At 43.6% G+C, this 12580-nt stretch carries 8 protein-coding genes; 3 read left to right on the top strand and 5 right to left on the bottom strand.

Features of this window, described 5'->3' with window-relative positions:
* Positions 1–117: 117 nt before the first annotated feature.
* Together NZ043_RS00835 and NZ043_RS00830 are read right to left on the bottom strand one after the other, a co-directional pair.
* A complete protein-coding gene (locus NZ043_RS00835; protein WP_076332250.1) occupies positions 118–564 on the bottom strand; it encodes an OsmC family protein in 447 nt (148 codons plus the stop codon).
* 384 nt (positions 565–948) lie between these two features.
* Positions 949–5922: a discoidin domain-containing protein gene (locus NZ043_RS00830; RefSeq protein ID WP_133385693.1), complete on the bottom strand. Its 4974-nt coding sequence runs from the start codon at positions 5920–5922 to the stop codon at positions 949–951.
* A gap of 697 nt (positions 5923–6619) precedes the next feature.
* Here NZ043_RS00830 and NZ043_RS00825 point away from each other — a divergent pair.
* The 3 genes from NZ043_RS00825 (at position 6620) to NZ043_RS00815 (ending at position 8193) form a co-directional block, all read left to right on the top strand.
* Complete coding sequence (locus tag NZ043_RS00825; protein ID WP_091028206.1) at positions 6620–6940, top strand: hypothetical protein; 321 nt, start codon at positions 6620–6622, stop codon at positions 6938–6940.
* A 390-nt stretch (positions 6941–7330) separates the two neighbouring features.
* Positions 7331–7642 carry a hypothetical protein gene (locus NZ043_RS00820; protein WP_133385692.1) on the top strand — a complete coding sequence of 104 codons (312 nt, stop codon included), beginning with the start codon at positions 7331–7333 and terminating at the stop codon, positions 7640–7642.
* 11 nt (positions 7643–7653) lie between these two features.
* Entirely contained in the window at positions 7654–8193 is a 540-nt protein-coding gene (locus tag NZ043_RS00815; protein ID WP_240768071.1) for a DJ-1/PfpI family protein, read from the top strand.
* Positions 8194–8976: 783 nt separating this feature from the next.
* On the opposite strand, the gene NZ043_RS00810 is transcribed toward NZ043_RS00815, so the two are convergent.
* From NZ043_RS00810 to NZ043_RS00800, 3 genes are all read right to left on the bottom strand, one after another.
* Complete coding sequence (locus tag NZ043_RS00810; protein WP_206105772.1) at positions 8977–9123, bottom strand: hypothetical protein; 147 nt, start codon at positions 9121–9123, stop codon at positions 8977–8979.
* A 182-nt stretch (positions 9124–9305) separates the two neighbouring features.
* Complete coding sequence (locus tag NZ043_RS00805; RefSeq protein WP_133385691.1) at positions 9306–11309, bottom strand: hypothetical protein; 2004 nt, start codon at positions 11307–11309, stop codon at positions 9306–9308.
* Positions 11310–11725: 416 nt separating this feature from the next.
* Positions 11726–12565 (bottom strand): sulfurtransferase, encoded by an 840-nt coding sequence (locus tag NZ043_RS00800; protein WP_133385690.1) that lies wholly within the window; start codon positions 12563–12565, stop codon positions 11726–11728.
* Between the last annotated feature and the right edge of the window lie 15 nt (positions 12566–12580).

The following is a 12580-nucleotide window of genomic DNA, read 5'->3' as shown; positions in this document are numbered from 1 at the left end:
CGAGTTTATTAGGTTATGACCAGAAACCCGCGAAAAACGCGGGCTTTTGTTATATCTAAATATGTTATACGGTTAGCAATTCAATATCAGTCCGGTTTCACGGTAGTTAGAGGCTGCTTAGTTTTCGATGATAATTCTGTCCAACTTGAGATTAACCGGATGTGCCAACGTATCTCCAACCGGGCACTTGCTCTCCAGGAATTGTACAAATGCTTCAACCTGCTCTTGGGGAGAATCTGTTTTGATACGGAATGTATACCGAATATCGGAATAGCCCGGACGCACCTCTGATTTGTCGAAAAAGCCATCCAGGTCAATATCGCCTTCTACATCCACAAAGAAATCCTTGAGATTCACCCCGAATTTAGGCGCATATACCCTAGCTACGATCGACTGACATGCTCCCAGCGAGGCGAGTAAAGCTTCCACCGGATTCATGCCGGTATCGGTTCCACCCAAGTTTTTGGGCTCGTCGATAATAAACTCGAAGTTTCGAGATGTTACTTTCACTTGAACTCCGTTTTGCAGATGAGCAGATGCTTTAAACGTTTGGAGGGCAGCCATTTTGTAGTCTCCTTTAGTGGGTTTATTGTTACTGATTTTATTCATAGTTTTCCGCTATGATTATATTAGATTGGATAACTTGCGCTGTCAATCCTCAAATTCCCAATATTTTGATTTCGGGAACAGCGCAAAGAAGCATATGCTGGTCTCTAAAGTTGCTTAGGCGGATATTCAGTGTGTTTTACCGCCGTTCGTATTCGTGATTTGAAAATACGTATTTAATTCGAGATAACTGCTTATTACATTTAGAAGCGGGTGATTACCAAAAAACCACCCCTGTCCGCAAAATTGAGGGAGAGAGGTGGCTGGACGAACGATATTTAATTCCTTAGATTAATGATTTTTTAATGCTGCGTAAAATTGATGGTTTTTTAATTCAGCGTATCAATGGTACAGCTTCAATTCAGCAATAGACCACCACCACTCAGCATTGTCCGTAGTCAAAGCAATTTTGACATATCGTGCCTTTTGGTTCGTGAATGTCGCTGAGATTAAAGAATCTGTTCCCACAGCTTCTGAAACCGAATTCCAATGCTCGCCATCCGTTGAAGTGACGATTGTAAAACTGCGGGCATAGTCATTGGTACTGCTGCCTGAGTCCATAGTTAACCGGCTGAAATTCTGAATGCTTCCCAGATCGATCTGAATCCACTGGTCTGCTTGTTGTCCGGATGCAGAGGTCCAGCGTGAGTTCAGATCATCATCCAGCAGTGCACCAATGTCTTCAGACGTGGAAGCTGTAGCTGTCCAAGATGTCCGATCCAGTTCGGTAGGCAGCAGATCATCCTGTTCCCCGGGTGTCCATGGTGTCTGATCGGCAGTATAAACTGCGATTTCAGCTACAGACCACCAGTGAGAATCCGTTCCGGTCTGAACTATTTTGATATAGCGGGCCTCATGAGCAGGGAATGCTATGAAGAGCAAGGCATTTTTCCCTTCACCCGTAGCCACAGCTTTACCCCAATTCATGCCATCCAGAGAGGTGTATACTTCATAACCGCGAGCATAATCCTCACTGTTGTGTGCACTATCCAATACAATCCGGTTCACTGTCTCTGAATTGCCCAGATCCAGCTGAAGCCACTCACCGCCTGTTTGTGCCTGACCGGAAGTCCAGCGTGTTTGGTTCGAGCCATCCAGTATCGCCGTTGCAGCTTCCTCATCGGAAGACGCTGTGACGGACCATGCATCTGAAAGCAGACGTTTTTGTTTTCCTGTTCCATAGTGATTAACAAATAGCTCGGAGACCGACCACCATTGATCGGATTCACCCATCTGCATGATCTTCACATAACGAGCCTGCTGCTCAGGGAAGGTGATGGAGAGACGTCCTGACACGCCTTCGCCTCCAGCAATAGAGGTTCCCCAGTTTTGCCCGTCATCGGAAACGAAAATGCGATATTGCCGCGGATAGTCATCCTTCGCGTTCCCCGGGTCCAGCTCTACTGCGTCAAAAGCACTCGTTTCCCCAAGATCAATCGTAATCCACTGTCCGCTCGTTTGCCTTCGCCCGTTCGTCCATAATGTGTCTTTATTTCCATCAAGCATGTGAGCCGTGACATCCGTTCCTTGCGTGGAGGAAGCGGTCACGATCCAGTTTGACCGATCGGACAACGGAGCTGGATTTGGATACTCAGGGGTCTGAGGCAATTTTCCAAATCGGGCGAGCTTGAGTTCCGAGATGGACCACCAACTGTCTGTGGGAGCAGTCAATACAATTTTGATATAACGCGCCGTCTGCATACCCAAATCGACGGACAGGCTTGGAGATGAGCCTATTCCCTGTGCAATTGGCTTGCTCCAGTTTTCATCGTCCTTCGAAACGTAAACTTCATACCTGTGGGCATAATCACCTCCGCTGTTGCCGGAGTTCATGAAAAGTGTGTCCATCATCTGCTCGTTGCCCAGATCAATATGGAGCCAGTCTCCAGGCTGTTGCGTTTGTCCAGATGACCAGCGGGTAGTCAAATCTCCGTCAATCATGCGTTCGACTGCTTCCGAACTGGAAGAGGCGGTAATCGTCCATTCGCTGCGATCCAGATAGGTGACGCCTTGTGAGGCATCTGGCTGCTTGACTACTGTATGCTCCAATGGATTGACTTTCACTTGAGCTTTCGCATAGACGGTAGTTGAACCCAAAGCTCCGCTTGCATTATAAAAACGAACCGTTTTGGCGGTGTCTGACGGATTCCAGATTTGCGCCGTGTAGACACCGTTCTTTTCGTATACGGTTGCTGCGGGAGAATCTGCCCAAATATCCATGGTACGTGTTCCTGTGGATGCCATGCTATGCATGAACCAGTAGGCGTTAAAGACTTCGTTTTGCTGCATCTCTTTTGTATCCCACTTTGCAAGAGCAGTCTCCGGGTCCCCGATGGATTGGAATGGCCAGATGATGTGCTGCCATGTGTGCTCCTGCTGACCACCAAGATCCTTGATCAGACCGTTGTATAGTGCCGCGGTATTCTTCGGATCACGACCATAATAGGTCATCCACTCTGCGGGCGGCAGCCAGTGAATGCCGTAAATATGCTCGGCCTCGTTGGAGAAGTACGTGCCATACAGGTAAGCACTGCCGTATACATGCCCTACGGTAGCGTGTTTGTATCCTTCCAGCCAGTTGTCCCCATCGTAGTTGAACCAATATTGCTCGGCCGCTTTTTCCTCGGTGACGAAGCCCCAGATGCCCGCATCGCGATAGGCTTTGTTCCCCGTTACTTCGCCCCACATATATTGTCCGACCCAACTGAACAGAGCTTCACCTGCAGCTTCCTGATTGTTTCCGCTGCGATTGTCGGCATAACCGCCCGCCCAGGAATGACCTGAATAAGGATCAAAATTACGCATCCATGGGAATTGATCGTCTGTGTGTGAAGGATTGGCATAGTCCCGGATCAGCAGTTCAACCATATCGCCATAATCCTGTACAAAAGTTGGATCATACGTTGCCAGCACTGCAGATGCAAAGACGTAATAGCCATACGTAAAATGATGATCCGTCAGCCCGGTATTGACCCCGAACCCGCTTCCATAAGGGAAGATCGTTCCCCATTGCTCCGAGTAATAAAAATAATAGGAGTGCAGACGTTCATCCGGTGAAAAGGTGTACCAGTCGGTCAAAATGCTTCTTAACAGGGACAGGTAGTGGTCCCGACGTTCGTGATCACCAAGCTGATCGCTAATGAGCACACCGAGCGCAAGCGGATGAAGCTTTTTCCCCTGCCAGTAGGGATCTTCACTCATTAAATTGCCTGACGTATCTGCATCAAGCTGATCCAGATAACTGATTAATTGCGCGCGTGAGTATGTCGGATCATCCGGCTCCACAAATTGCGGAATAATGCCGTAGAAACGATCTTGTGTCGTAAAGCTGTTGCCTTCGCTCACTTTCATCATTCCACGAATAGAAGGATAAGCGAGCTCCGTGAGTGGAGTTGTTGCAAGTTTCCACTGGTGCGGGAACAAAGCCATTAATGTGTCGGCGGAAAAGTTGGCTCGCTTCGTTTGTGTAACGGAGTTAAAGGTCGTTGTAACTTGTGAAGTGCTCTCGTTATAGTCGTAATCGACCTTCGTATCCGTTACAAAAGCATAGGCGTGTTGGTAATAGTATGCTAATTCTGATGCAGATGGCAGGGTAGCGAGCGACAAATAATTTTCGCTTGATCCCAGCTTAATCTTAAGTGTATTGCCCAGCTTTATAAATGTGGTTCCTTCAGGTGCATAAAGACCATAGTTTCTTGTAAAAGTTTGCGGCGAAGGCGCTCTGTCCTGATTAGTGACTTCTACACCGATATGATCTCCTGTCCATGATTCCCCATCCTGCAACACAATCTCACGGTTTTGATCATCAAAGAGACGTGTAATGTTCGGTGAACGAATCAGGATGGTGTCCGGGTTCTCAAACGTGTTGTACAGGAAAGGGGAGCCTTTTACAAAGGTTGTATTGACCTTTGCCGTGTCATCATCACTCATGATGATGTTAGCGGAGTAATCCCCGTATCCTGCGATCTTGGTATTGACCTTGGCTGGGTTCATATCGCTTGTTGTCAGGATGAGGTCTGCTTCACCGTCTGCATCCATCGAGTTGCCATCAGCAGAAACGTATCCAGCACCAGGATTCAAAATATGAAGCCCCTGTTTGGTGTATCGATTTTTGAATGGGAGCGTGACCAGACTGTTTCCATCTCCTAAATCCGAGACGAGAATCGATTGCCACCAGTCATTGGATGGAATCGGGGCGGTGATGTCAGCTGTGCGATTTTTAGGGTTCTTCGGCTGCAGCATCGTGATGTCATTAATGGCATAACTGCCAGCGCCGACTTGTACCGAGCTCATCTCCGGGATAGACGGGATGGTGTAGACCGGTTTTTCATCTCCTTGAATATACTCATATACATCAAAGGCATAGAGTGAATAACCGTTGGTTGTACCTCGTCCAAGACCTGCGAGTTTGACATATCTGGCTTCTGAATATACAGGAATGTCATCCCGTCCTCCATTGCTGTGTAACTCCCGATACAGCGTAGTCCATTGCTTTGCGTCGTCGGATACCTGAATGTCGTAAGCACGTCCAAACGCATTTTCCCATTGCAGAGAAATTTCTCCGATTTCCTGACGTTGACCAAGGTCCACAACAATCCATTCCTGATCCTTGTATATGGAAGACCAGCGTGTACCTGGATCACCATCTGTCACATTGCGCGCTTCATAATCGCGCTTCTCCATTTTGGCCTTGTCTTCGGCGGAGCGGCTAGGTTCGTCAATCTCTTCCGACGACGCTATAACCGATTTACCAAGGGCAAGGTTTGCGGCAGTTGGTTTTGGAGGTGGGTTTGCTCCACCCGTTCCATACACATCGAACGCGTACAGAGAAATACCATAGGCTTGCTGCGACCGTTCATGACTGAACAAACGCACATATCGTGCATTGACGGAAACCTTCACTTCTGTCAGACCGCCTTGACCCTTCGTTGTGGAGTACACTTGCTTCCAGTTGACTTCGTCATCCGACACTTCAAGGTCGAAGGCGGAAGCATAGGCATTTTCCCACTCAATCGAGATGTTGGAGATGGAGGCAACTGCACCCAGATCAACATAGATCCACTGAGGGTCCTGTTGCCACACACTTTCCCATCGGGTATTTTTGTTGCCATCCACGGCATGATCGGCTGTATTTCCACCAAGGGATGAGGAGCTATACACCGGTCTGTTCAGGGATAAGAGATATGACCCTTCTGCAGCAGCGTTTGCTGCCTTGCTAGGCCATAGCGGCAAGCTGCTAACCAACAATAGCATGGATAACAGCAAGTTCACGCAGATGCTGCGTGTGTTTCGTTTGTTACTCGTTCGTCCCTTCATATCTTCTTCTCCTTTGTTAGTTCCTGCCTTTCAACCAGACAGAACTTTCTCTGTTTCCTAACAACCTGTTATATGTATTGTTCTGTTCTCCCGTGCCACATTTCTGAGGTAGATTTCAGGATGCATACATGGGATATGCGGATGTTCATTTGTTGTATATCGAACATTTTGTGTGGATTATAAAGATTTTTTAATCGTTTTCGTAGAAAAGGAGACATATGTCCTACATGAGGTAAGTGTGGTGTGCAACTATGAAATGCTGAATTGGGATTACGGTCCGATAGCAATAAAATGTTTTCTTTTCGTGTTATAGGAACAAACATCACAGGAATCAACTTGCGAAGAACTTCACTCGATTTTTGGGGAGAAACGCGACCAAATGACTTTATAAATTACGTGTAATAATGTAATGTCGATATGAGGGAGTGTGAAAAAATGGATATTCAAAAAGCTACGGAAGAAAAGCTTGAACGTAAAATGCAAATGGGAGTTCCGATTGATGAAACTATGCTTGAAGGTCTTATACAAAACTAAATATTGAAGAACAGCGAAAAAAAAATAAAAATCTCATTGAAAGCTCATTAATTTTTTCAGAGACGTCTCCAAATAGCCAACTTATTGAATAAAACTATTTATATTCGAATTCCCATCGAGGGTGTTCTAGCTATAGAACTAATGGATGGAATAAATACACTGGATGAAATATCGAATTTATAAAAAAAAGAATCACGATGTTGAGGTAGATATTATTGATTTTGTGGAACCTTTATTAGAGTTAAACCTGATTCATAAATTTAATGATGAAGTCTTGGTTGCTCTTAAGGCAAGTAACAATGAAGGCAGAATTAGAGAGAAGGTTGGTAGATTCTTCTTTAACAAATTGGCAGTTCTCATTTATTTAACTTTTTTTATTGCATCTTTAATTATTTTTACGTACAACCCTGAATTTCTTCCGTCTTATCAAGATTATTTTATTTTTAATGAGTCAGTTGGTTTAAGTTGCTTATTCTATTTTTAATATCATGAAGTTTAACGATTTTGCATGAATCTGCCCATTATTTTGCAGCAGTATCACTCGGGGTGCCAGTCAATTTTAAAATAAGTATAAGATGGTTTTGGATGGTTATTGAAGCCAACATGAACTCTTTGTGGTCGATTGAAAGGAAAAAAAAGATATTTGCCATTTCTAGCGGGTATGGCATGGGACTCAGTGATTCTTTTGCTTGCACTCGTGTTCCAGTACATCTATCAGCAGGATTTAATAATTGTAGGATACATGAGACTGATAGTTCTCATACAAATATATAAGTTTTTATGGCATCTTCTCATTTTCTTCAGAACTGATCTTTATTATGTTTTAATCACTATTACAAATTCTTCGAATCTGTTGGGACAAGCAGTTCTTTATTTGAAAAAAATCTATAGTAAAAGTGCTCGTATTGAATGGAGTAATTTAAAACAGAATGAACAAGCTATCTCAAGAGTATTTTCATTTATTTATTTAGTAGGTATACTTTCGGCAATATTGCTCTTTTCATTCTTTTCTATTCCGGGTTTTTTGATAGCGGTATCTGAAGCTATTACTAACCTAGCAAATAATTCTTGGCAGTCCTTATACTTTTGGGACGGTACAATTGTGATAGTTTTGGCCTTCTTCAATCTGGCTCTATGGATTGTGGGTGCTTACAACCGTTCTAAAGAGTTAAAAAAAGCAACTTGAACTAAAAATACATGAAAGCAGGTGTAAACATTAATACTCATGTCTTAATCTACGACGGGTTTGTAAATTTTGAAATAATGCTGGCAACTTATTTAATGAAAACTCAGGGGGAAATTATAACATTGGGTTTAAATTCCGATATGGTCAATTCTTATGAAGGCTTTATTGTTAAACCCCATAAAGATATAAAAGAAATTGATTTTGACGAAGTAGAAATACTGCTTATTCCAGGAGGAGATATTGGCGCAATAGAAGGAAATCATCAGCTAACATCACTTATCAAGAGACTGGATACTAACGGGAAATATATTGGTGCCATTTGCTCAGGAGTTGAACTTGTTAAACAAGCAGGGGTTTTAGAAGGAAAGGAATTTACTGAAAATAGAATAAACAATGACGAAACATACACAGTTAGTCAGAACATAATAACTGCAAAAGCCAACGGATATGTAGATTTTGCGATTGAGCTAGGCAAAATGTTAAATATTTATTCCGACGAAGATGATTATAATGAAACAATCAGATTTTTTAAATATTTTGAGAATAACTAGTTATATGAAATGAGTTCAATCGTTGTTATCTATGTAATGACCACCCTGAACTATAAACTCAGTTATTAATGGAGTTTCACCATGTACATTTAATTGCTGTGGGTCTATACCAAGATCAAGAATTAAATCTACTTCAGCACTCTTATCAAGTTGTGAACAAAGGTATAGTAGGCTGATTCCTTTAAAGTCGCACAAATTTGGATTCAGACCGTTGTTTAACATTAATTATTTAGATGGGCTAGGAGGTTGTGATCCTCGTTTAAAAAATTGGATCCGCACAATAGTGCGAGCCACCAAAAGTGTTACTTAAACATAATTTGTGCGGTGTTGTATGCTGTAGCATGTTAACTCTGTTATTTTTCTGTGAACTTTCTGCTATATTGAAGGAGGTGTGTCTCCCTCTCTCTATTTTCATCACACTAACAGTGGTTGTTGAGTATCGGACTTTATAGTCTTTATATATACTGTTGCTATTCACTACATTGTTCATAGCATCGTACACTTTTTTTACATACTGGTACATTTTTAGCTGGTGGTGTTACACGTTTATTAAAAGAGAAACGTGAACGATCTTCCAGTTTTACCACTTGCTAAGTTCTCGTTCAAGCTCATGTTCGACGGGGCTGTGGATGTATCTGAGATCATATAAACAAGCTCTCGATGAAGATCTTCATGTAATTATTTTAAGAGCGTCTGCGTTGTTTCCTCGTTGACTCCGAACATAGAAAAATACATCGCCGGGGCAGATAAGCCACCTGGCGATGTATTCAAATCGATATACTGCTATACGTCTTTGTCCGCTTCCGAATCACCTATAGCGACTGCATTACCTTCATAGCTAATCCAATCGCTCCAACTTCCGGAATACAGCTTCACATTTGGATTTACGGCCGAAGGGATTTTAAACTGCACGGGAAAATCGCCTTTCAACCGTTCTTTCTTCCTCGACGGCTCCCATAATTTGTTCCGCTATGAGTATGATAAGAGGTTAGTCATACTGATTTATGTGATTGGGTTATGGAGAGCGGGGATTCGTCATTCCTTTAAGCCTAATAAAAAAGCCCGAGTCCTTATTTGGAAACGGGCTTGGAGCACAGAATATCACCTCGTGTTTATCGTGAAATATAATAAGCACCCTTCAAATTAGAGTTACCTTCGAATACCAGCACGTTACCATCCACCTCGTACCAGCGTACCATTTGTCCTCCGGTCATGGTTGCATTCGGCGTTCCATAGACGGCAATGACATGCTTCAGTTTATTGATATCGAACAGAATATTTCGCAACGTACGGCCACCCGCATTGTATATAGAAGCTACATTTACGAGTAAGCCATCTTTGAAGATGAGATTAGTTCCATCATAATAATACCTGTTGGCTTCCGACAACGGCCTTGCGGCAGGTTTACCATTTTCCATTGAATAATAATTCCCTGAATCATTTTCGATGGCCTCGTACAGATCAGGGCGAGCGATAATATCTGCTTCTTTCAGATCCTTGGAAAAAACATGGAGCACTTTGTATTCGTAGCCCTTACCTAAAAGGGAATTCAAGAACCCCCCAGCCATGCCCAATTTTTCGTTCAGTGTCTCCAATGGTACGAAGGTCTGCCCAGCCCAGGTTAATACCGTTTTATCGGATTTGGAGACGGTCATTTGGTAATTACCACGATTGATCGTCAATCCGTTTGCAGTTTTGGACACTGTAGCATCCGCAGCCTTTGCAAAATCGTTCACTTCCACATACCAGCGGTTGTCCTTCGTCAGGAAAGGCCCTTGGCCGGCATAACGCATCGGTTTGCCGTTTACGAGCATTTGTGGTGGAGCTTGCATGGAGATCAGCTTCGATTGGTCACCCGTGTACCCACCTGTATCGGCTTGTACCAATTGAGAATTTTCCATATTACGGGTAACAATTCCTGTCGGCACATGCAGGTAGTAATCTTTCTTTTCGGCTTGGAATAAAAGAATTGAATTGCCTACTTCCTTATATACTCCACCGCCGATATCCGGAATTTCGGATACAACTTTTGCCGTTTTTGTATCGACGATTCTTATTGTTTTTTCTTTGGCTGTTTGCTGACGAATCAGAACGTAACGTTTGGACTTACTGAATCTTATGGAACTTGAAGCATCTGCACGAGATAATGGCTTGATTGCTGTACTTGTAGAAGTTCGATAACCTACCATGGTATTTTCGTTTTTTGGATTTTTATACGAGACATAGGTAAATGAACCGATTTTATTTTCATAAAAAATATTATTTGGCAGTACGGCAGGAATCTTACTTTTTGTTCGGGTTCCGTCTGCATTTAAAATGAATGTTTCTCCTATGTAATTATCATTCCCATGTGTTGTATAATTTCCTATTTTAGCGAGGACTTTTGGATCATTGGATATTTTTTTGTACTCGGTGTATCTTAAGGTTTGGTCGATTTCCTGTGGATATTCAGAAATACGCGCCAGCAGTTTGTTACTGAGCAGTGAATAGACTCGAATATTTCGTTCTTCATAGTTTATTTTTCCGTTACCTTCTTGCAAGGTATAGCCTCCAAAGTCATAATACATTCGAAACGGAGGTTGGCTTTTTCCGAAAGTTTGTACCTGATTCAAAACACTTAGAAGGTTGCGCTCGAGATCATATTTATAGATAACATGATTGCTTACTGACTCCTTTTCACCTTTTGCATTTGGTTGTTTGTCTGACGTTGAATCACAATAAATCGTAAAAGCTAGCGGACCTTTCTCTGTATTCATCACATATGTTCCAAAGTCCCAACCGCAGCCTGGATAAAATGTTTGCTTCAGCGCTGGATCATCTTTTTGGCGAGCGCTCTCCGCATATTGAGCGTCTTTCGATACAGCCAGCGCCTGCTTTGGAAATTCATGAAGTTCAGTCTCCACACGACCGTCATCAAAATAAAACTTTGTTATACGAACCTGTGGTATAACTCTGGATGCATCCTCCTCGTACTTGAATTCAAATTCGAATTCGGATTTGTATCGCTCTTGTGCTGCTTCTGCTTTTCCACCTGTAATCGGTAGCAACCCACTAAATAAAATCATAGCTACTACGATCAGAAACTTTGTGGCAAAGCGTACCCTACTCTCTTTCATACTCCATCTCCTTAAAATTGTATATTGGTCGCTAAATTACTCATTATAAGAGAATAAGGGGATAATACCAAGAAGGAAAAGTTTGGACGGTCTCTTTCTCGGATTGGTATTCGACGTGGGACCGAGTCGTAACAAGCGATATCGCCTCAATATCGTGCGCGAAAAATTCTCCTACTAATCGTCTATGGCAGTGTCAATGATCTCTGCAGAAACAGATCAGCCGATGACGCCCTTAAAGCAATCTTTTATACACGTTTCTCAAAGTCGGAAGCTGATCCTCACTCTTCAATTCCTACCAAAACCGCCGCTTATATTAAATGGGAACATGAAAATCACGATAAAATGCCGCCACGAGTCCTTAGACCCAGGCGGCATTTCCGCTTAGCTATTCCAAACATCCACAATGTATCAGAATCCTAAACTTCTTCCCCCGTAGCCACCGGATTCCCCTCATAACTAATCCAGTCGCTCCAACTCCCGGAATACAATTTCACATTCGTATATCCCGCTTCTTCCAGCGCAATCACGTTCGGGCAAGCCGACACGCCGGAGCCGCAGTACACGATAATCGCACCATCCTTGTCCAGATTATTGAAACGCTCTTCTAACACCCCAGTATCTGTCCAACGTCCATCCCAATCCAACACATCTTTCCAAAAATAATTCACCGCACCCGGAATATGTCCGGCCTTGGCATCAATGGGTTCCTCCAGACCCGCATAGCGGCGAGCATCACGGGAGTCGATTAACACGGAGCTGCCACTTGCCGAAGCCTGCTGAACGTCCTCAACACTTGCCAGCATGGCTGGCTGCACATTCACCTCAAAGGAAGACGGGATCTGAACTGGCACATCCGTTGTAACTGGAAACTTGGCATTTTTCCAAGCGGAGAAACCTTCGTCCATGATATACACCTGTTCATGACCGATGTAGCGCAGCAGCCACCACAATCGTGAGGCGTTCATGCCGCCCTGATCGTCATAAGCAACAATCCGACTATTGGAGCCGATGCCAGCTTTGGATAGACGACTTGCGAGCACAGCCGGATCAGGAAGCGGGTGACGTCCTCCGTGCGCAGAGACAGGAGAGGATAGATCTTTTTCCAAATCGAGATAGACAGCGCCTGGAATATGTCCAGCTTCATAGGCTTGTCTTCCAGCCTCTGGCTGACCGAGCAAGAATCGGCAATCTGCAATGACCACATCTGGTTCATACATTCTGGCGAGCAGCCAACGCATGGATACAATATTTTTCATCAAAATACACCGCCT

This window comes from Paenibacillus sp. FSL k6-2145, assembly GCF_037976585.1.
Classification (GTDB): domain Bacteria; phylum Bacillota; class Bacilli; order Paenibacillales; family Paenibacillaceae; genus Paenibacillus.
Note: the sequence above shows the minus strand (reverse complement) of the source record. Positions and strands in the feature narration are given on the sequence as shown.

Coding starts and splice junctions, on each gene's coding strand:
- NZ043_RS00835 (WP_076332250.1), bottom strand. CDS start 564: ATGGCTGCCCTCCAAACGTTTAAAGCATCTGCTCATCTGCAAAACGGA.
- NZ043_RS00830 (WP_133385693.1), bottom strand. CDS start 5,922: ATGAAGGGACGAACGAGTAACAAACGAAACACACGCAGCATCTGCGTG.
- NZ043_RS00805 (WP_133385691.1), bottom strand. CDS start 11,309: ATGAAAGAGAGTAGGGTACGCTTTGCCACAAAGTTTCTGATCGTAGTA.
- NZ043_RS00825 (WP_091028206.1), top strand. CDS start 6,620: ATGAAATATCGAATTTATAAAAAAAAGAATCACGATGTTGAGGTAGAT.
- NZ043_RS00800 (WP_133385690.1), bottom strand. CDS start 12,565: ATGAAAAATATTGTATCCATGCGTTGGCTGCTCGCCAGAATGTATGAA.
- NZ043_RS00815 (WP_240768071.1), top strand. CDS start 7,654: ATGAAAGCAGGTGTAAACATTAATACTCATGTCTTAATCTACGACGGG.